The sequence below is a fragment of the Fontivita pretiosa genome (assembly GCF_050410795.1).
Classification (GTDB): Bacteria; Planctomycetota; Phycisphaerae; order Tepidisphaerales; family Tepidisphaeraceae; genus Fontivita; species Fontivita pretiosa.
This window is the reverse complement of sequence record NZ_CP191258.1, coordinates 5,294,800-5,315,150: the sequence shown is the minus strand read 5'-3', so window position 1 is coordinate 5,315,150 and position 20,351 is coordinate 5,294,800. Positions and strand designations below refer to the sequence as shown.

Here is a 20,351-nt window from a genome sequence, read left to right as displayed (position 1 = left end):
GCGCTGCGTGCGCGTAGACTCCTGTGCATGCCCGATTCTTCCCGCCACATCGTTGTCATTGGCTCGATCAACATGGACCTGGTATGCCGCACCCCCAGTATCCCGCAACCGGGGCAGACGATCCTCGGCTACGACTTCATGACCATCCCCGGAGGCAAGGGGGCGAATCAGGCGGTGGCGGCGGCGAAACTGTCGCGCCCGGGCAGCAAGGTCTACATGGTCGGGCGCGTCGGCGATGACGACTTCGGGCAGCGACTGCTCAACGGCCTGGTGAACCACGGCGTGGATACGACGCACGTGACAATCACCGAAGGCCTGGCCAGCGGCGTGGCAATGATCCTGGTCGATCGCAAGGGAGAAAACTCGATCGTTGTCGCGCCCGGCGCCAACGCCAAGCTTACTCCCAGGGATGTCGATGCCGCCGAGGGCGTGATCAGCTCGGCCGCGGCGGTGCTGATGCAACTCGAGATCCCGCATGAGACGGTGATGCACGCGATCGCGATGTGTCGGCGGCTGGGAGTGTACACGATTCTGGATCCCGCGCCGGCGGCGCGACTGCCGCGGGCGATGATGGAGGTGGACCTGATCGTGCCGAATCAGTCCGAAGCGGAGATTCTGCTGGGGCTGGATCGCAGCATCACGCGTTTGAAGCGTGTGAAGCGAAAAGGGGTGATCGATCCGAAGCAGGTCGCCTCGACATTGTTGGCGAAGGGACCTCGTGCGGTGGTTCTGAAGCTCGGAGCAAGAGGGTCGATCCTGCTGGAGCGCGACGGGACGATACAGACATTCAAGCCGTTCAAGGTCAAGGTGGTGGATACGACCGCGGCGGGGGATGCGTTCGCCGGCGCGCTGGCAGTGGCGCGGGCCGAGGGGATGCAGATGCCCGAGGCGATGTACTTCGCCAACGCCGCGGGGGCCTTGTGTTGTGAGAACTTCGGCGCGCAACCGGCGCTGCCTTCCCGGCAGGCGGTGGAGAAGTTGCTCGCGTCGCGTTGATCTATAATGCTGAGCCGATGCCCAATCAAAGCCCGCAGCCGCGAATCAAGAGCCACGTAACCCTTGGGTTCTGTACGCTGCTGCACGCATTCACGCACGCCTACTGCGTGGCCCTGGTTCCGCTGTACCTGATGATCGTCAGCGATCTGAAGCTCAGCGGGGTTCGCGCTGCTTCGCTGATCGTGACGATCTACGGGCTGATTTATTGCATCGGCAGTTACGCTGCTGGTGTGCTGGCCGATCGGTTCAACCGCAAGCTGCTGCTGGGGGTCGGTCTGATCGGCAACGCGATCGCGATCGCCGCCATGGGGATTACCCGGCAGTACGAGATGCTGATCGTGCTGGGCGCGGTGGCGGGAATGTTCGGCACGATCTTCCATCCCTCGGCCAATGCGCTGGTGCCGGCACATTACCCGAAGCATCCGGGCATGGTGATCGGGATCCTGGGGATGGGCGCCGGGTTCGGTTTCTTTTTCGGGCCACAGTACGCCGGATGGCGCGCCCAGACCGCGGGCTGGCACTGGGGAATGATCGCGGATTGGCAGCGGCCATGCATTGAGCTTGGAGCCATCGGGATCATTGTGGGCGTGCTGTTCCTCATTTTCGCCAGCGAGCCGCGAAAGACGCGCAAGCCGCGCAGTGCCGACGAGCAGGCGGAGGATGGCGTGTTGCCGAATCGGGTGGCGATCGAAGCCATCGTCACCGAGCTTCGCACGGAACATGCGCGGCAGCATCCGAAGCTCACATGGGACACGCGCCGCAAGATCATCAAAGTGGCGTCGCTGCTGATGTTTCGCGACTTCGCGGGCATTGCGTCGTTGTCGCTGCTGAGCATCTACCTCCAGAAGGCCCACGGCTACTCGACCAAGCAGGCCGGGTTCGTCGTCGGGGCCATGATGCTGTTGATGAGTATTGTCGTCAACCCGCTGTCGGTGTGGATCAGCCCGGGCAAACGCCGCCTGCCGACCCTTTCGGGCGTGCTGATCATCGGCGGGTTGATTCTGCTGGCGGTGCCGATGCTGCCGGTCTCGTGGGTGTTGCCGGTGATGTGCGTCTTCCAGGCATTCCAGATGGGCAGCTATGCAGTGAGTGATGCGGCGGTGCTGGAGCGGGTTTCGCCGGCGATCCGCGGGCGGGTGGTGGGGCTGTTTCTGACTCTGGCCGGGACGTTCGCGTCACTTTCGCCTTGGGCGGTGGGATACTGGACGGACCTGCTGCGCGATCGTGCCCGCGAGCCGCATGCGTATCTGCCGATCTTCGCGACTTTGAGCGCGATGATGTGGATTGCCAGTTCCGCGTCGCCGCTGATCGCACGACTGGGCGAATCGGTTGCTGCAAAGCCGCAGGCGGCGCCTCTTACGCCGACGGTCGCGACGATGGAGCCGGCCAGATAGGAGCCTGCTCGCTGCGCTGCTCCAGCAACACGCGGTCATTGTTCCGGAGCCAGCCGTCAATGAAGTATTGCTTTCCTTCGTGGGTGTATTGAATCGTCAGGTGAGTGGGATCGCCAGGATCGCGAAGTCCGAACAGCACCTGCGACTCCGGCCGCAAATCGACCATGAATATTCTCCACACGAATTGCCCGCTGGTGGTTGCGCTGATCTCGTCCGACGCAAACCTGGGTGAGCGGATCAGGTTCCCTGGGACGATCACGCGGCAGATCAGGCCGACGGTGTCGCGCTGCCCGGAGATCGACCACGTGCAGGTGTCGATGGCCACCAGCCGCCGCGCGCCGTCAGGACGTTGCAGCCATCCCAGATACACGGTTCCCCTGGAGTTGTGTCCGGGCGGCGAGAGCATCGAGTAAAACCTGGACCAGGCAACTGGCACGTCCGCGCGGCCGGAACGCAGGTACAGGTCCACCGCCTGTCCCGGGGCAGGCACATAGTTCACGCACCGCGACTGCCAGTAGATCAGTTGCAGGTGCTGCATGGTCGTTGGAACCCACAGCACGGCCGCATACACGAGCGGCACCAGCGCCAGAGTCATGATGATGCGATAAGACCGTTTTCGCCGATGCCACGGCGGCGGCGCAGCGTAGTCGAGCGGTGGAAGTTGAGCGGCCGGATGCGACTCCATTGTTCTCCAGCGGCAAGCATAGCTGCCGGCCTGGCGGGGCTGTCAAGCCGGCGGTGCACGATCAGGCGCCGTGCGGAAGATCGCCTGGAGCCTGGCCTGCTTTCTCGACGGATCGACGCGACCGCTGAAACAGTCGAAGGACTGATTCGGCTGTCCGTGCCAGAAGCTGGGGGGCCTGGCTGATCGCCTGCTCGACGGTCATGGGCCCCTGGGTGATGGTAAACCAGGCGTCCAGCCCCTGGTCGGTGGCCGGCTGGACGCCTTCGCCGACACTCCCGGCCAAAGCGACGCACGGCACGCCCCGTTGTTTGCACAACCTCGCCACGCCGATGACGGTCTTGCCCGCCAGCGATTGCGAGTCGAGCCTGCCTTCGCCGGTGATGCACAGGTCAGCCTCGTGCAATCGCTGGGGCAGCTTCACGGCTTCGATGACAATCTGCACGCCCGGACGAAGCTGCGCGCCGAAAAATGCCATCATTCCAAATCCCAGCCCTCCGGCGGCGCCGGCGCCCGGGCGACTGGCCAGTTCCCACAGGCCCGTCTTTTCCACCAGCCTTTCAAGCCCCAGCTCGAGCTGCTCGACCTGTTCGGGGGTTGCGCCTTTCTGCGGGCCGAAGATCGGAGCTGCACCGTCCGGACCGAGCAGGGGATTGCCCACATCACAGGCGACGATGAACTCGATACCATGAGTCTCCAGCGGCAGTGGCGACTCGACGGAACGCAGGTGGATCAGGTCTCCGCCGGTGAGTCGGCGTCCGTTGGGTCGATAGATCGTACCCGTGCTGAGGGTGAAGCTGGCGCCCCACGCCTGGGCGCAGCCGACGCCGCCATCGACCGTGGCGCTGCCTCCGATGCCCAGGATGATGCGCCTGGCTCCCAGCTCGGCTGCCTCGCGCAGCAATTCGCCCGTGCCGTAGGTCGTCGTGCGCGTCGGATCGCGCTGCTCGGGACGCAGCAGATGCAATCCACTGGCCGATGCCATTTCGACCACGGCGGTCACACCGTCGCCCAGCAGCCCGATGGGCGCGTCTACTTTCATTCGCGGCAGCGGTCCTGTCACGCGGCGGGTGACGATCCTGCCCCCCGTGGCGGCGACCAGCGCCTGAACCGTGCCCTCGCCGCCGTCGGCCATCGGGCATTCATCAATTTCGGCATTTGGATCGGCGTGTCGCAGTCCCGTCGCAATGGCGCGCGCCACCTCGTCGGCCTTCAAACAGTCCTTGAACTTGTCGGGAGCGACCACGACTTTCATGATCAGATCAAGGCAGAAGGCCACTGTGAAAACGAAACATGCCGGATCAGCTTCTGTGGCCGGCTGAAAAGCATCTGCGATGGATTCATAGTCCTTGCGCGCGGGGATTGGGGAAAATGTTGTCGTGGCCGGGCACGATCAGATCGGCGATCTCATAGACTTCCTGCATCGACTCCTGTGCGGCACGAATGTCGTAAGCGTCGGGCAGCACCTGGGCGGCCAGAAAGTGATCCAGCGTCGGCACGGCGTCGCCAGCGATCAGCAGCGTCATCGTCGGCGCCGACACGAGCAACCCGCAGGTGCCCGGGGTGTACCCAAACAGCGGATACAGATCCACGCCCGGGGCCAGCTTGTCCTCGGCCGGGCGAATCGTCTCCAGCAGCTTCAGCTCGTTCTGGAAGTGCTGGCGATCGTGGTCCTGCTCCGGGGCCTGCTCGATCAGCCTTTCCAGGTCGCGCTGCACGAACTCGATCTCGTTTTCGTGCATCAGGATTCTGGCGTGCGGAAACAGGGACAAGCCCGCGCGGTGGGCGGGGCGAAAATTGGTCAAAAAGACCGTGTCGATCTGGCTGGGCTGGATGCCGGCGCGCTCGAAGAGTCTGGCCTGAAGCGCCACGCCGGGCAATCCGGGATCGACCAGGATCATCCGCCCTGCGGTGCGGATCAGCGAGGTCGTCGCGTGGGCGGTGCGGACCGCTTCGGTTTCGTTCCACAACCTGTTGCGACTGAGCGTGCCGATACTGATGATGTCTACCCGTGCCGAGGCCATATCCAGAGCGTAGGATAACTGGCGGAAAAGGCAACGGAACAGGCGGCGTTGAGCCAACGCCGGGCGTGTGGTCGGCGTCGTGGAACCAGACGAGGGAGCAGAGCACGTGTTTGCGCGCAGGTGCCGGGCAGTTGCAAGACCGGGCGCGGTGATCGCTGCGCTTGGAATGTTGGTGATGCTGCTGGCGGGTTGCGCGCAGCGTGAGTCGGGCTCGGCCGGCGGGCGCGAAGCATCTACAGCATTGTCATCGCCGCGACGTCTGGTCGTGTCTGCCTGGACGTTCGAGGGCAAACCCGGCACGATCATTCAGACCGAGCACTACCTGATTCGCACGACCATCGACGATCCTCGCTACCTGGCTGCCCTGGCGCAGGTTCTGGAAGGCGCATTCGTGCACTACCAGCGGTTGACGCCCGGGCTGACGCCCTCCACCCGTCCGATGGAATGCTACATTTTCAGCCGCCGCGGGGAGTGGGCGCGTTTCACCGAACAAAACACCGGCGAGGATGCGACGGTGTACCTCCAGATCAACCGCGGAGGGTATACCGTGGGGGACTGGTTCGTGGCGTATGACATCGGGGACGTCGGGACCTTTGCAGTGGTGGCCCATGAGGGGTGGCATCAGTATGTCGCCCGACACTTCCGCTCGCGGCTTCCGCCGTTTCTGGAAGAGGGCATCGCCACCATGTTCGAGAACATCCGCTTTGCGGCGCCGCACCGTCCACCAGTGTGGAATCTGTCGATCAACCCGAATCGTGCTCAGAAGCTGAAAACGGCGATCGAGCAGCAACTGCTCTGGCCACTGGATCAGCTCTGCATGATGCACGCGGGGGACGTGGTGGGGCTCAGCGGCGAACGGATCGAGACGTTTTACGCGCAGAACTGGGCCTTTGCGCAGTTTCTGTGGAACGCCGAGAATGGCAGGTATCGGGCTTCGTTCCAGCGGATGCTCAGCGAGCTTGCCAGCGGACAGGCCGAGCAGTTGATCGGTCGGCGTCGAGGCCCGCCGGATACGTGGGATCCGCGCACGGTTCGTCCGATGCTGGAGCACTACCTGGGTTTGAACATGAAACAGATCGACCAGGCATACCAGGGATACATTCGTCAGATCGCCTCGGGCGTTCGCGAGCAGCACGGTTCCTAGCCGCCGAATCGCAACGGGCGTATTCCCGGGGACAACAGACCAGCAGGCCATGAATCGTCGAACCGTTTATTACAGCGGACATGTGCAGGGGGTGGGATTCCGCTACACGGCCGAGAATCTGGCCCGGCGATACGCCGTCAGCGGATACGTTCGGAACCTGCCGGACGGGCGTGTGGAGCTGGTCATGGAAGGGCCGGACGATCAGATGGATATGCTGATGGCGGCGATCCAGCAGCGGATGGGCCAGTACATCCGCAAGACGACGGTTCAGACATCGCCGGCGACCGGAGAGTTCAGCGGTTTTACCATCCGGCACTGACAGTGCGTGAATTGGGCGTGGGGCTTGACAAATGTGTTAGCTTACGCTAACTTTCTGCCCGGAGCAGCCATGAACAGCCAATCCCGCCACACCGGCAACGAGTCGGAACTGAAACAGCTTCGTGAATCCATCCAGTTGCTCAGCGAGCGGCTGGATCGGTTGGAGCGCCGCGTCGGGATTGACGGCGGGGGCCAGCGATTCGGGGATCGGCCGGTGTCGTCGCCCCAGCCGCATCCGTCGATCACGTCGGCTCCGGTGGCGCCGATGAGCAATTCGCCCGTCAGCGCCGCCGAATCGCGTATCGCCGCGACGTCGGAACCCGTTGCCTTGCCGGTAGAACCGATCCCGTATTCTGCGCCCGCTTCCACGACCGCCGTGCCCGTGGAAGTGTTGCCAGGGGATGAGGATTCGTTCGGCGCCGCCGCACCTCAGCATCGCAACCTGGAGCTGACCATCGGGCTGAACTGGTCGGGCTGGATCGGGGCCGTGGTGGTTGTGTTGGGCGTGTGCTTTTTCATCAAGTACGCCTGGGATCAGGGGTGGATCAACCCCACGCCGACGATGCGGATCATCGCGGCGATTGTCACGGGCGTGATGCTTGGCGCGATCGGTGAATGGATGCACCGGCGGCGCGTGCGGATATTGGCCGCGACGCTGCATGGGGCTGGTTTGGCGATCGTGCTGGCGAGTTTCTTCGGGGCGTACGCGCTTTGGCCGCAGAATCCAGTGCTTGGCGTCGGCGCCGCGTTCGCTGGCGTGGCCATCACCGCCGCTGTCGGCGTCATCCTCTCGCTGCACATCAACTCGATGGTGCTGGCGATCATCGCGTTGGTCGGCGCGTATCTGGCGCCGTTCGTCCTGGATAGCGGACAGGATCGCTCCGCGGAACTGCTGGCGTATCTCGGCGTGCTTTCGGCTGTGGGATGGGTTTTGTCCTGCTTCAAGCCACGATGGATTCCGCTGCGCAAACTGGCGTGGACCGGCACCATCGTTTCCTTTGCCGCCTGGTGGAGCGGCCCGGGCCGACGCAACGACCATCAGTCGCTGGCGACGACCTGGTTGACCATTTACTGGCTCGGATTTTTCGTGGAGATGATCCTTTCGCTTTGCCGCCAGCGCGGCCAGGTCGTCGAGCGCATGCTGGATCCGGCTTGCGCGATTCTGTCGCTGCTGAACACGGCGGCGATGTTTGGGCTTCTGTGCGTGATCTATCCGCGTCCCGAGCATCGCCCGATGCTGGGGGTGGTGTCGCTGGGACTGGCCGGGGCGCATGCGGCGGCGGTGGTGCTGGTGCGGGCGCGAGGATTCGCCGCCTCCTCGCTGCTCCAGAGCGCGGCGCTGGTTACCCTGGCCTTTCCACTGCTGCTGGATCAGTTCGCCATTACTTTAGCCTGGCTGGCGCTGGCGGGCGTGCTGGCGGCGCTGGCGTGGCAGCTCAACCTGCCCGCGGCCCGCGGCTGGGCCATCGTCCTGCTGCTTCTGTCGGTCTGGAGGCTGGTCTCTTTTGACTCCGGGCTGCGGTCTGAGGTGGTCTGGTCCATCGGTTCGTTCACCGTTTCGCGGTGGATGCTGATGGCCTGGGCGTCGGCGATCCTGGCGCATGGGATCGCGTGGCTGAGTCCGGGCGGAACCGGGCTGCTGCCGGGGCTGCAAAGCCGAATCGCCGAACTGCTGCCGACTCCAAAGCGGTTTGCCGGTGCAGGCGGCGCGCTCGAAGGCGGCGGGGCAGGTGTGTTGGACTACGCCACCGCGGCCACAGACGAATCTCACCTTCTCCGCCGTTTGGACCCCGTTGGCGTGTTCGTCTCGGCCTGCGGCACGCTCTGTTACGTCGCCGCCGTCGCCAGCGCGTACCAGGGATCAGCCCTGACGCTGCTGTTGATTGTGTGGACGGCGGCGGTCGTGGCGCTGGGGGGAGTCGATAGGCGGCTGGGGTATCTGCCTCATGCCGCGGTGCTGGCCGGTCTGGTCAGCATCAACTGGCTGCTGGTCGATGCTCTGGCTCCGATCGTCGAGCACTGGAGCTATCCGCGTGCCAAAGGTCTGCCGCTGCCGCTGATCAACAGCGTCGCCGGTAACGGTGCACTGCTGAGCGCGACGATCTGGGGTTTGTGGATGCAGTGGCGACGCAGCCGCGCTGCCACTGCAAGCCAGACGCATACGCTGATCGTCTGGGCCGCGATTCTGCTGCTGGTCATGCTGAACGTGGAGGCCTGCCGGTTCGTGGACTGGCTGGTGGTCAGCGGCTCGGCAGCGATCAGCGACGTGGCGAACGTGAAACAGGTGGTGATGAGCGTGCTGTGGGCCACCACGGGCTTCGTCGCCGTGCTGATCGGCTTTCGCCGAAATATCGCCGCGTTGCGCTACGCCGCGCTCGCGCTGCTTGGCCTGACGCTGCTGAAGATTCTGGTGATCGACATGGCCGAGGTGAAAGCGGTGTGGCGGATTCTGTCGTTCGTGGTGGTGGGCGGATTGCTGCTGGCGGTGTCGTATCTGTACCACCGCCAGAGCGAAGGTCGCGCTCCAACAAACTGAGACGATCCTCCTGGTCAAAAAACAGCGCACAGAAGCCCTGTCGCGACACGGGTAACTGGCCAGGCGGCGCTATCCTGCCTTGAGCATCTTTCGCAGCACCGTCTGGAGAATCCCGCCGTTGCGGTAGTACTCCAGCTCAACCGGCGTGTCGATGCGGCAGGTGGTCACGAAGGTCTTGTCGTCGGCCTTGACCGTCACATCCTGCCCGGGCTTGAGGTTGTCGTCGATCAGGATCTGGTAGACTTCCTCGCCGCTCAGACCAAGCGAAGCGCGGTTCTGGCCCTTCTTGAAGACCAGGGGCAGCACGCCCATGCCCACCAGATTGCTGCGGTGGATGCGTTCAAAGCTTTCGGCGATGACCGCCTTGACGCCCAGCAGGAACGTTCCCTTGGCCGCCCAGTCGCGCGAGCTGCCCATGCCGTAATCCTTGCCGGCCAGCACCAGCAGAGGGACATTGAGCCGCTTGTACTCCATGGCGGCGTCGTAAATGGGCAGGATCGTGCCGACGGGGATTTGCGAGGCCTGGGTTCCCGCGGCCGGAGTCGGCGGGCCGAGGAACCGCGTCACGCCGCCTTCGGTGCCGGGCGCCAGCAGATTGCGCAGGCGGATGTTGGCGAAGGTGCCGCGGGTCATCACCCGATCGTTTCCTCGCCGCGAACCGTAGCTGTTGAAATCGATCGGCTTGACTCCGTGCTCGATCAGGTACTTGCCCGCCGGCGAATCCTTCTTGATCGAGCCGGCCGGGGAAATGTGGTCGGTGGTCACACTGTCGCCAACCATCACCAGCACCCGCGCGCCGATGATCGGGCGGATGGGATCCGGCGTGGGCTTCAAGTCCGCGAAGAACGGCGGCTCCTGAATATACGTGCTGTTGGGGTCGAACTCGAACAGCTCCCCGCCGCGCACCGGAATCGCGTTCCACTGCTCGTTTTTCTCTCCCACATTCGTGTACTGGCGAATGAACATCTCCGGAGAGATGCTGGAGGCGATGGCGTCGTTGACCTCCTGCTGGCTGGGCCAGATGTCCTTGAGGTAGACCGGCTCGCCCCTGGCGTCGGTCCCCAGCGGCTGGCTGGTCAGATCGATGTCCACGGTGCCGGCCAGCGCGTAGGCAACAACCAGCGGCGGGGATGCCAGGTAATTGGCCTTCACATGCGGGTTGATTCTGCCTTCGAAGTTGCGGTTGCCCGACAGCACCGCCGCCACGACAAGGTTGTTCTCCTCGATCTGCCTTGCGATGTGCTCGGGCAGCGGGCCGGAGTTGCCGATGCACGTCATGCACCCGTAGCCGGTCACCTGGAAGCCGAGCTGATCCAGGTAGTCCTGCAAGCCGGATTTTTCAAAGTAATCGGTGACGACGCGGCTGCCGGGGCTGAGGCTGGTCTTGACCCACGGTTTGACCTTCAGGCCCTTCTGGACGGCGTTCTTGGCGACCAATCCCGCCGCCATCATCACGCTGGGGTTGGATGTGTTGGTGCAGCTTGTGATGGCCGCGATGACCACGGCGCCGTGATCGAGCTGTGTGTCGGTCTTCTCCAGCACCGCCACTGCACCGTCCGAGGCCGACTGCGCGCCGCTGGCGGTCCCAGAGCCTCGCGAAGCAAGCTGATCTTTGAACGCGGCGAAAAAGCTCTTTCGCACATTCGCCAGCTCGACGCGATCCTGCGGGCGTTTCGGCCCGGCCAGGCTGGACGTCACCGTGCCCAGGTCCAGTTCCAGCACCTGCGTGAACGACGGCTCGGTCTGCTTCTGTCGCCACAGACCCTGTTCCTTGCAGTAGCGCTCGACCAGGTCGATCTGCTCTTTGCTGCGGCCGGTCAGACGAAGGTAGCTCAGCGTCTGCTCGTCCACGGGGAAAAAGCCGATCGTGGCGCCGTATTCCGGGGCCATGTTCGCGATGGTCGCGCGGTCGGCGACGGACATGCTGGCCAAACCCTCGCCGAAGAACTCCACAAACTTCTCGACCACGCCGAAACTTCGCAGGATCTGGGTGATCGTCAGGACCAGGTCGGTGGCGGTGGCGCCTTCTGGCAGCTTGCCGTGGAGCTTGAAGCCGACGACTTCAGGCGTGACCAGGTAGATCGGCTGCCCGAGCATGCACGCCTCGGCCTCGATTCCGCCCACGCCCCAGCCGACGATGCCCAGCCCGTTGATCATCGTGGTATGCGAATCGGTGCCGACCAGCGAATCAGGAAACGCCACTCCGTCTCTGGTCGTTACAACTTTGGCCAGGTATTCGAGGTTGACCTGATGCACGATGCCGGTGGCCGGCGGAACGACGGTGAAATTGCGGAAGGCCTTCTGTCCCCACTTGAGGAATTCATAACGCTCGCGATTCCGCTCGAACTCTTTCTGGGCGTTGACGAACAGGGCGCGTTCGTTGCCGAACTCATCGACCTGGACGGAATGATCGATGACCAGATCGACGGGAACCAGCGGGTTGATCTTCTGGGGATCGCCGCCGAAGCGCTTCATCGCCGCGCGCATCGCCGCCAGGTCCACCACGCACGGCACGCCGGTGAAGTCCTGAAGGATCACCCGCGCCGGCTTGAAGGGCACTTCGGCGCTGAGCGGTTTGGCGGGGTTCCATGCCGCCAGGCGCGTCACGTCCTGCTCGCTGACCTGGAAGTTGTCGGTGTTTCGCAGGCAACTCTCCAGCAGCACCTTGATCGAGAACGGGAGCTGATCGAGCTTGGCCAGGCCAAGCTGCTCGAGCCGCTGGAGCCGGTAAATTCTGAACTCACCGGCCTTTGTGGACAGAGACGATTCGGCGCCGAACGGGTTTTTGCTGGATGCCATGAGTCTGCTCTGGGTAAGTGACAAGTCGCGGATCTTATGCGCCGCCTGCGGATGGCTCAAGGCGGCGGAACTTTCGTCCCCGCCCGGGGTACCGCGGGCGGTGAGTCTTCCGTCCGGTAATGCGCCAAACTCCGCCGATTGTGCAGATTGTACAGACCAGCCGCCGTCGGAGTGTCGAATCAATTCATTCCGGTGCATTTCCCTGTCACGTTTGGCGTTGCCTGCACCTTCTGTCAGTCCGATCAGATCGTTGGAGGGCGACTGACGTGAAGACGCTTTCGGTGATCGTGCCAGTGATGCAACAGATCGAGCCGAGACGACTGCTGGCGACGGTGTATCCCACCGCCTTCGAGCAGTACATGGTCGAGCTGTACAACTGGGCCAGAGCGAATCCCAGCCAGGCCGCAAGCCGGTACGGCGTGGCGCTGAACGAAGGACTTGCCGATGGCACGATCTCGGCGGATCCCAAGCAGCCCCTGGCGATCAACCCCTACCTCACCGACGCGGCCAGATCCTACGCGCAATGGATGATCGACCATGATCGTTTCGGACACTACGAGGACGGCCGCTCACCGGCACAGCGCATGGCGGACGCGGGATACGTCTTCGCCACCCCCAGCGGCTGGGCGGAAAACCTCGGCTACACCGGCGGATCGATCGGGTCGGACCTGCTCCCGCTGATCGATTCGCACCACCGCGGATTCTACGTCGATGCGGGCATTGTCGGGCGAGGGCACCGCATCAACATGATGAACCCGGCCTGGAAGCAGGTCGGCTCGGGGATCGCCACCGGAACCTTCAATGGCCTGAATGCCTTCATGTCCGCGCAGGACTTTGCCTACAGCGGGTCGGGCAGTTTCCTGACCGGCGTGGCGTATCGCGATGAATCGGGGGATCGGTTCTACACGCCTGGCGAACAGCTCCAGGGCATTACCATCCGCGCCGTGCGCAGCTCCGACGCGGCCGAGTTCTCCACCATCACCTGGAACAGCGGCGGATACACGCTGGAGCTGCCCGATGGAACCTACACGATCTACGGCTCGGGCGGCGCGCTGGGCGGGGTTGTCCGATACGACAACGTCGTCATCGCCGGCCAGAACGTAAAGCGCGATTTTCGTCCGGACCTTGTAAACGTCAACCCCGGCAACGATCCGCCGCCGTGGGCTGTGCTCGCGGGCGGCAGGCTCAGCATCACCGGCACGGATGCCGATGACCTGATCACGCTGGCGCTCAGCGGCGGCGGGACGCTGGCGATCATCCGCAATGGACAGACCGCCACCTTCATCAACGCCCAGGTCATCTCGATCAGCATCTCCTGCGGCGATGGCAACGATAGCGTGACGCTTGGACCCGGCGTGCGCGGGTGCAACATCAGCGCAGGCAACGGAAACGACACCATCGTCTGCGCCGGCGGCGCAGATCGCGTCTACGGCGGCGAAGGAAACGATTCGATCCTCGGCGGCGACGGCGCCGACATCCTCCTGGGCGAAGCCGGCGATGACACTATCTTCGGTGGCACCGGCTCGGACCGCATCTACGGCCAGGCCGGAAATGACTCGCTCGATGGTCAGCACGGCAATGATCGGATTCTCGGCGGCGATGGGAATGACGTTCTGCTCGGCGGGACGCACAGTGACACCCTCTACGGTGAAGCGGGACTGGATTCGCTGTTCGGTCAGAACCAGAACGACCTGCTGGATGGCGGGCCTGGCGCTGATTACGCCAGTGGCGGCTATGGAACCGACACGATCAACTACGCCTCGCGCACGGCGCCGCTGTACATCGAGTTGAGCAAGCGGTACGAGCTTCGGACCGGTCGCAGCGGCCAGGCTGGCGAACGGGACAACATCCTGAACGACATCGAGACGATCATCGCCGGCAGCGGGGATGACGTGATCGTCGGATCTTCGGCGCCCAATCTGATTCGCGCCGGAGCGGGGAACGATACGATCAACAGCTACGGCGGAGCCGACACAATCCTGGCCGCGGACGGAAACGACGCGATCCAGGCTCGCGATAACACCAGAGACCACATCGACGGCGGCGCAGGCACCGACACCGTCTGGGCCGACGCAGCACTTGATCTGCTCCTGGCGGTTGAAGCATAAAGTGCAAACCCGCCCTCCACCTTGAGTCAGGACTGGTCTAACTCGATGTGGTTGTGGCGCGGCTCAGGGTTACGGGGCCGAACAGGCCGCAGACGAACTGGTCGGGGGACCAGCCGCGGGTGGGGCTCCAGGTGGACAGGAAGTTGGCCAGGGTGTTGGTGAGCAACAGGTCCAGCTCGTTGGTTCCGGGGCGGATGCAATCCGGCGGTATCTCAAAGCGGTAGGGAGTCATAAACCGCTGGCCGAGCGACTGGCCGTTGAGCATGGCCTGAACGGTGCCTCTGACCCGGCCCAAGTCCAGCATCAACCGCCCGGATGGATCCTGGCCGAGGCCTTGGATGAAGAATCGCTGTTTCATGCGAATCGCGCCCGAGTACGATCGCAGACCCTGGCAGAGCCACGAGCCGCAGGCGAGCCGTCCCTGGGCGAAGGTATAGCTGAGCGGTCCGCTGAACACGCCGCCGCCAAGCCGACGGCTGCGCACCCGCAGACACGCCTGGCGTGCGGGAGTCGGCCCGGCGGGGCGCAGATCGACGCTTGCACCGGCATCCACTGCAATCGGCTGGCCGTCGATGTGAAGCGAGACGATTTGCACATCCGCTTCCAGTGGCAGGCGAAGGGTCTGCGCGCCCGGAGGTATGGTCCATTCGAGGATCTGCACGACGGGCTGCGCGTCGATGGGGCTGGCGTCGAGTTGCAGCACGTCCGATGGCTGGGGTCCGTTCAGCCAGCTTGATTGCGGCAGCGGATGCGCCCCGGGCCGAAGCCGCCAGACCGCCGCGTCTCCCTCCGGTTTGCTGTATAGCTTGACCGGCACGGCCGGCTGGTCGTCGCGGCTGACCGTCCACTGCGGGCCGGAAAGCAGCCGCAGCTCGCCGCCGGCCTGGTAGCGTCCGCACAGATCCACCAGCAGCGGGGCGCCGCCTTGCGGTTCAACCAGGTCGATGCGGATCTGGTGTGATCCGGGCGGCAGCGGCGGCAGTGGATAGACAACGCTGCGCGTGTGCAGTCGGTAGGGGTCGAACCCGCCCTGGTGGCCGAGCAGTTGATCATCAACGTATACCGTCGCGACGGCGGCGGCAGTGACCTGAGCACGTGCTTCGGCCAGCGGCGCGCGGATCACGAACGTCGCGCGGTAAGTCAGACGTGAGCCTTTGACCGGAGGATCAGGCGGGATCATCCGTTCGGGGCGTCGGAACCGCTCGGCGGCTTCAGGCTCCAAAAGACACCAGTATGCCCGCACGCGGCCGTCCCTTTCGGCCGTGAGCGACAGCTCGATGCCGATCTGGCCGGCGGGAAGGACAAACGGGGCCGTCAGCCAAAGGTACGCGCCGTCGTCGGGTTGCTCAAAGAGCTGCCCGGCGAGCAAGGCACGCTTGCGGGCGTTGGCGCCGACGGCCAGAACCACGCTCCGCTGTGTCGGCAAACACACACTGGTGGTGATGGTCGCGGTCTGGCCTGTCTGTAGCCGACCCAGATCGATGAATTCCTCGGGCACGAAGCCCTTGGGCCCCAGCGTATACAGGTGGATTTCATCCTGGGCGATGCCGAACTGAGGCGAGTAGACAAGTGGCCGGGGCGGCTGATCGGCGATGCGCGCCCAGCCGCCGATGCCGAAGGTGGCACGCACGGTCTGCGGCTGGCTGTCGGTGCGATCGGCAATTCGCCAGGTGAACTCCGCGGTATGCGGCCAGCGCAGTTCCGGTCGGCCAGGGTCGTAGATGTCGGCGAAGGTCTCGGGCAGGGTCGGGACGTACTCACAGGTCCAGGCGTCGGACAATGTCAGCAGGGTAGTCCGGCTGGGAGCACTCGCGTTGGTGGACGCAGTGAAAGATCGCTGCTCGGAATCGGACCAGATCAGGATGGCGAACGGCGCGCCTTCGAAATCCAGGTGCAACCGGCCGTCCGGCCGGACGTTCAGCGCCTGGCCGCGATTCTCGACCGGATCGTAACGAACGACTTGTTTGACGGAGTCGGGCAGAACCAGATCGACGCACTTGAGATAGCGATCCGGATCGATTGTCGCTTCATCGAGGCTGGCGAACCAGCCGGTCCAGCGGACGCGGGTATTCTTCCCGGCGCAAGCGGGGATGAACAGAATGTGCAAATCGTCGCACTGTCGGTGGAGGAACGGAACCGGCGATGTGATCTGGCGCGGCGTGGTGCGCAGCGCCTCGGTGAGCGCATCGACGGATGCAACGACCAGGGCATGTGGCAGAGCAGCGATGTCGAGCACGTCACCGTCGGGGGTTTCGATCGTCGAGGAACCGACGGCCAGGATACGTCCGCCGGCGCGGGCGAAGGCGCGCAGCTTGGCCACCGTCGCGTCGTCCAGCATCGTGATGTGCGGCAGGATGAGCGTGCCCAGAGAAACGCCATTGAAGTTCATCTCGCCCTGCGTGCAGGCAGAGACAGAAGCGGCCTGAATCGTCGGCTCATCGAGGATATGAAAGTCGATCGCCAGCCTGTCGAGCACACCCAGTTCGGCCTCGTGCCAGCGCATCGAGCCGAGGATGTGATACAGCGTCTGGTCGGCGGCGGCGGCATCGGCAAATGACTGGGTGGGGCCGAGGTTGGCTTGAACGGTGGCCGTGGGGAACACAACGCCGACGCTGGCCTGCTGCACGCCCTGGCTGAGCAGCTTCGTGAGCCGGCAGATCATCTCTGCGAAGCCACGGTAGTGCATGGCGTACGGCTGCCGCCAGCAGGTGCTGGGCGGCGCCCACTCCCACCAGCCCATGCGTGTGGAGTAGTAGACGGCATGCGGGTTGTAGAAGTTGGCGCCGGACTGGAGAAATGGCATCAGCCAGTCAAACGTGTCGGCGATGCTGCCGCCCCAGCCGGTGGAATGAAACCCTTCGATCCAGACGCGTGGGCGGTTGTACATAAAGGCGATCGAGGAGTGGAGCCTGGCGTTTCCGTGCAGGTCGCAGCCGGGGATCGCGTACCAGCGGTGGGTCTGGATGTAGTCGGCATACTTCTGCACGCAACCCAGCGCCCGAGCCTCGCGCGCGGGGCTTTGCTGGTCGAAGCCGCACGCAAGGCCATGCTCCTGGTGCCAACGGAAAAAGGGCTTGAAGAATGCTTGCTCGGCGAGATTGGCGCGATGCTGGTGATAATGCAGTCGCGTGCGACGCGCCTCGGCGTCCCCCGGCTCAAACAGGCGATGGATCACCTGCTCCAGGCGATAGCCGAATGCATCGGCGAAGCTGTCAGCAAACGTCCGGCCCCACGTCGGCAGGTCGGGCAGCTCATCCTGAAAACTGCCGACGATCGTCGTGCCGATATGCTGTGGCAGCCGGCGTTCGAACTGGCGATGGACGGTGTCCAGCAGCTTGTCGCACGCGGCGGGATCGAAGTAGTCGTAGCCCTGACGAAGCGAGTAGACCAGACACAGCTTCGATCGGGTTGATGCATCGACGCAGGCGGCACGATCACTCACTGGCACATACCGGACCTGGTTGTCGGTCACCACATACGCCGCCAGCGGCGTCGCGGCGCCGGGGCACTCGACCCGCAGCGCGCCGGTTCCCTCGGCGGTGGCGATGCCAAGCTGCTGGCCAGAGAACTCCGGATGCGCCGCGACCAGTTCGGCCTGGTAATTCGCGCCGCTGAAGCCGATCTGGTCGTAGAACCAGACGAACATACCGATGTGGCGCGCGTGGTCACAAACCTTGGCGAAGATCGTCCACCACGGTTCGGACAAGAAAGGCGGGTCGTCGGCGACGCTCCCGAACAGCGGCCCGTTCGGGGCCAGGTTCAGGACTACCACATTGCGGATCCCCATCGCGCGGAGCTGGTCCATCTGCCAGCGCATACGGTCGACGGACAGCTTTTCGCCGCTCCACCACCAGATCGGGGCAGGGGAGTATCGCGGGTCGGGTTCGCCACAGGTCTGTTCCAGAAATTGCAGGGTCTGCATCAGGACTGCCATCCTATCATGACATGCTACACTCACTGTGAAAATGAACCGATAATACCGGTGTCTATGTCCACCTCACTGAAGCGCATCCTCGTGACCGGCGGGGCCGGATTCCTTGGATCGGCCCTGTGCGAGCGGCTGGTCGAGCAGGGGCACGATGTGATCTGCCTGGACAACCTGTTCACCAGCCAGAAAGACAACATCGCCCATCTGCTGCACCGGCCGAATTTCGAGTTCATCCGCCATGACATCGTGCATCCGATCTGGCTGGAGGTGGATGAGATCTACAACATGGCCTGCCCTGCCTCGCCGCCGCATTACCAGTACAACCCCATCAAGACGATGAAGACCTCGGTGCTGGGGTCGATCAACATGCTGGGGCTGGCGAAACGCGCCCGGGCCAAGATCCTTCAGGCCTCAACCAGCGAGGTCTACGGCGAGCCGAAGATGCACCCGCAGTCGGAGGACTACTGGGGCAACGTCAACCCGATCGGGATTCGAAGCTGCTACGACGAAGGCAAACGCGCCGCTGAAACACTCTTCTTCGACTACCACCGGCAGAACAAGGTCAATATCCGGGTCGTGCGGATCTTCAATACCTATGGCCCGCGGATGCATCCCTACGACGGGCGAGTCGTGAGCAACTTCATCGTCCAGGCGCTGACCGGCCAGGACCTGACCATTTACGGTGACGGCAGCCAGACCCGCTCGTTCTGCTATCGCGACGATCTGATCGAAGGCATCCTGCGGATGATGAACGGGCCGGATTCGTTCATCGGGCCGGTCAACCTCGGCAACCCCGACGAGTTCACGATGAACGAGCTGGCTCAACTGGTGCTGGAATTGACCGGCAGCAGGAGCCGGATTGTCTACCTGCCGCGTCCGGCCGACGACCCCAGCCAGCGCCGCCCGGACATCACCCTGGCCAAGAAACAGCTCGGCTGGGAGCCGAAGGTCCCGCTGAAGGAAGGTTTGATCAAGACGATCGAGTACTTCAAGAGCATCGACCTGAGGCATTTCCGCAAGCCGACGAACCACACCGCGCACAAGTCGATGGGGTTGTGAGGCGTAAAGCCCGTGAGCACGAGAGTGACGGGTGTCCGCCGACGTGTAGCAGGCATCCGTCGTGTCACGGGCATCCCGCCCGTGCCCAGGGGCAGCGAGCGCCGCGCATGGCCGGGACGGCCGTGAAACGAGGCGCGCTCTGTTCGCCTCATTTTCCGCGATACAGGCCGTCGTAGCAGACCACAAGAGCCGCCGCGGCGAAGGGAGTGGCCACCAGCGGATCGTCCTCCTTCAGTCCCGAGGCATCATTCGCCCACGAACCGTCCGGCCGCTGGCGCTTGAGCAGCTCTTCCGCCAGCGAAACCCGCCAGTCGATCCTGCCGCGCGCGGTCTGAATCTCCCGCAGCCCCAGTCGCGTCATGGCATGCGAGGCCGACCAGACCCAGTAGTAGTAGCTCGAATCACGAAGGAACTCACGATCCGTGTTAAAAGTGCCCGGGTTGCGCGTGACGTCGAAGTTGGTTGCCAGCCATCGCGCCGCCGCGACCACACGCGGATGATCGTGCCGCCGGCCGCACACGAGCATCGCGCGCACGCCGTCGGCGGTCATCGTGCCATAGGAGTGATATCGCTCGCCGGCGCCAGGCTTGCCCGAACCCGGCACCGCGCCGGGCTTGTTCCTGGCCGCGTCGGCGGGCATGAAGAAGAACCCGCCGTCATCGTAGCGATCGTCGTGCCTGCCCGGATCGTCCTGAAAGTTCTGGCAGCGATCGATGAAGACCAGCGCATCGCGCCAGGCCGGATCGTCGTGCGCGACGCGCGCCACCCGTAGCGCGCCAAGAGCAAACACTGTCGCCGACAGGTTCGAGTCCACCATCAGCCCCCGCGCGCCGGAGGGCAATTTGTGAGGGATCAGCGGCGAATAGCCCCACCCGCCGAACTCTGCGTCCTGCGGGTTCCACCCCAGTGCCGCATTGAGTTGCCGCTCGCGCAGCCGCGAAAGCCACGCCCGCTCGATCGCCGGGTGACGCATCCGGTCGCACATCGCCAGCACCCAACTGATCTCGGCACTGGTGTAGACGGGAAAGTTGAGCTGCGAGAAGCCCGGACGTAACCGACCCTGCTCATCAGTGATCGAAAGCAGGAACTGCAAACCGCGCTCGATGCTTTCAGCCGCTGGCGGATGCTCGCTGGCCAGGAAGTACAGCGTGGTCATGACGTGAGGAGTAAGCCCCACACCATCACGAAACGAACCATGTACTCCGCTATGCCAGGCGCCGTCGGGTGATTGCCTGCCCAGCAGATACCCGCCGGCCGATTCCATGGCCCGCTCGAGACGGCGCTGCAATGCCGGGTCGGCCCCCCGTGCGTAGGCAACGCCGAGCAGCACAACCAGCATCGCCAGTCGCTTGATCATGTGCAC

At 64.1% G+C, this 20,351-nt stretch carries 13 protein-coding genes; 7 read left to right on the top strand and 6 right to left on the bottom strand.

The annotated features are described in order from the left end of the window. Positions 1–27: 27 nt before the first annotated feature. Together rbsK and ACQS5P_RS21540 are read left to right on the top strand one after the other, a co-directional pair. A complete protein-coding gene (gene rbsK, locus ACQS5P_RS21545; protein ID WP_428938681.1) occupies positions 28–996 on the top strand; it encodes a ribokinase in 969 nt (322 codons plus the stop codon). Between the two features lie 17 nt (positions 997–1,013). Next, positions 1,014–2,390 carry an MFS transporter gene (locus ACQS5P_RS21540; RefSeq protein ID WP_428938680.1) on the top strand — a complete coding sequence of 459 codons (1,377 nt, stop codon included), beginning with the start codon at positions 1,014–1,016 and terminating at the stop codon, positions 2,388–2,390. Here ACQS5P_RS21540 and ACQS5P_RS21535 read toward each other — a convergent pair. The 3 genes from ACQS5P_RS21535 to ACQS5P_RS21525 form a co-directional block, all read right to left on the bottom strand. Further along, complete coding sequence (locus ACQS5P_RS21535; RefSeq protein WP_428938679.1) at positions 2,353–2,985, bottom strand: hypothetical protein; 633 nt, start codon at positions 2,983–2,985, stop codon at positions 2,353–2,355. The two genes, ACQS5P_RS21540 and ACQS5P_RS21535, sit on opposite strands and share 38 nt — an antisense overlap. 151 nt (positions 2,986–3,136) lie before the next feature. Beyond that, positions 3,137–4,327, bottom strand: a complete 1,191-nt coding sequence (locus ACQS5P_RS21530; RefSeq protein WP_428938678.1) for a glycerate kinase family protein — start codon at positions 4,325–4,327, stop codon at positions 3,137–3,139. A gap of 85 nt (positions 4,328–4,412) precedes the next feature. Beyond that, the gene (locus ACQS5P_RS21525) at positions 4,413–5,096 is read right to left on the bottom strand and encodes an MBL fold metallo-hydrolase (RefSeq protein ID WP_428938677.1); all 684 of its coding nucleotides are present in this window, start codon (positions 5,094–5,096) and stop codon (positions 4,413–4,415) included. Between the two features lie 241 nt (positions 5,097–5,337). Here ACQS5P_RS21525 and ACQS5P_RS21520 point away from each other — a divergent pair, with 241 nt between their 5' ends. The 3 genes from ACQS5P_RS21520 to ACQS5P_RS21510 all read left to right on the top strand — a co-directional run bounded on the left by ACQS5P_RS21520 (position 5,338) and on the right by ACQS5P_RS21510 (position 9,094). Further along, on the top strand, positions 5,338–6,240 hold the full coding sequence (locus tag ACQS5P_RS21520) for a hypothetical protein (RefSeq protein WP_428938676.1): 903 nt from the start codon (positions 5,338–5,340) through the stop codon (positions 6,238–6,240). Between the two features lie 49 nt (positions 6,241–6,289). After that, a complete protein-coding gene (locus ACQS5P_RS21515) occupies positions 6,290–6,559 on the top strand; it encodes an acylphosphatase (RefSeq protein ID WP_428938675.1) in 270 nt (89 codons plus the stop codon). Between the two features lie 69 nt (positions 6,560–6,628). Beyond that, complete coding sequence (locus ACQS5P_RS21510; protein WP_428938674.1) at positions 6,629–9,094, top strand: DUF2339 domain-containing protein; 2,466 nt, start codon at positions 6,629–6,631, stop codon at positions 9,092–9,094. A gap of 69 nt (positions 9,095–9,163) precedes the next feature. Here the strand turns inward: ACQS5P_RS21510 and acnA are convergent, their stop codons facing one another. After that, a complete protein-coding gene (gene acnA / locus ACQS5P_RS21505) occupies positions 9,164–11,893 on the bottom strand; it encodes an aconitate hydratase AcnA (protein WP_428938673.1) in 2,730 nt (909 codons plus the stop codon). A 266-nt stretch (positions 11,894–12,159) separates the two neighbouring features. Here acnA and ACQS5P_RS21500 point away from each other — a divergent pair, with 266 nt between their 5' ends. Next, the gene (locus ACQS5P_RS21500; RefSeq protein WP_428938672.1) at positions 12,160–14,001 is read left to right on the top strand and encodes a CAP domain-containing protein; all 1,842 of its coding nucleotides are present in this window, start codon (positions 12,160–12,162) and stop codon (positions 13,999–14,001) included. A gap of 37 nt (positions 14,002–14,038) precedes the next feature. On the opposite strand, the gene ACQS5P_RS21495 is transcribed toward ACQS5P_RS21500, so the two are convergent. Then, a complete protein-coding gene (locus ACQS5P_RS21495; RefSeq protein WP_428938671.1) occupies positions 14,039–17,923 on the bottom strand; it encodes a hypothetical protein in 3,885 nt (1,294 codons plus the stop codon). A gap of 66 nt (positions 17,924–17,989) precedes the next feature. On the opposite strand from ACQS5P_RS21495, the gene ACQS5P_RS21490 reads away from it, so the two are divergent. Continuing rightward, on the top strand, positions 17,990–18,988 hold the full coding sequence (locus ACQS5P_RS21490) for a UDP-glucuronic acid decarboxylase family protein (protein ID WP_428938670.1): 999 nt from the start codon (positions 17,990–17,992) through the stop codon (positions 18,986–18,988). Positions 18,989–19,136: 148 nt separating this feature from the next. Here the strand turns inward: ACQS5P_RS21490 and ACQS5P_RS21485 are convergent, their stop codons facing one another. After that, positions 19,137–20,345, bottom strand: coding sequence for a prenyltransferase/squalene oxidase repeat-containing protein (locus tag ACQS5P_RS21485; protein ID WP_428938669.1), 1,209 nt, complete (start codon positions 20,343–20,345; stop codon positions 19,137–19,139). Positions 20,346–20,351: the final 6 nt, after the last annotated feature.

Coding starts and splice junctions, on each gene's coding strand:
- ACQS5P_RS21485 (WP_428938669.1), bottom strand. CDS start 20,345: ATGATCAAGCGACTGGCGATGCTGGTTGTGCTGCTCGGCGTTGCCTAC.
- rbsK (WP_428938681.1), top strand. CDS start 28: ATGCCCGATTCTTCCCGCCACATCGTTGTCATTGGCTCGATCAACATG.
- ACQS5P_RS21510 (WP_428938674.1), top strand. CDS start 6,629: ATGAACAGCCAATCCCGCCACACCGGCAACGAGTCGGAACTGAAACAG.
- acnA (WP_428938673.1), bottom strand. CDS start 11,893: ATGGCATCCAGCAAAAACCCGTTCGGCGCCGAATCGTCTCTGTCCACA.
- ACQS5P_RS21490 (WP_428938670.1), top strand. CDS start 17,990: ATGTCCACCTCACTGAAGCGCATCCTCGTGACCGGCGGGGCCGGATTC.
- ACQS5P_RS21540 (WP_428938680.1), top strand. CDS start 1,014: ATGCCCAATCAAAGCCCGCAGCCGCGAATCAAGAGCCACGTAACCCTT.
- ACQS5P_RS21530 (WP_428938678.1), bottom strand. CDS start 4,327: ATGAAAGTCGTGGTCGCTCCCGACAAGTTCAAGGACTGTTTGAAGGCC.
- ACQS5P_RS21535 (WP_428938679.1), bottom strand. CDS start 2,985: ATGACTCTGGCGCTGGTGCCGCTCGTGTATGCGGCCGTGCTGTGGGTT.
- ACQS5P_RS21495 (WP_428938671.1), bottom strand. CDS start 17,923: ATGCAGACCCTGCAATTTCTGGAACAGACCTGTGGCGAACCCGACCCG.
- ACQS5P_RS21525 (WP_428938677.1), bottom strand. CDS start 5,096: ATGGCCTCGGCACGGGTAGACATCATCAGTATCGGCACGCTCAGTCGC.
- ACQS5P_RS21515 (WP_428938675.1), top strand. CDS start 6,290: ATGAATCGTCGAACCGTTTATTACAGCGGACATGTGCAGGGGGTGGGA.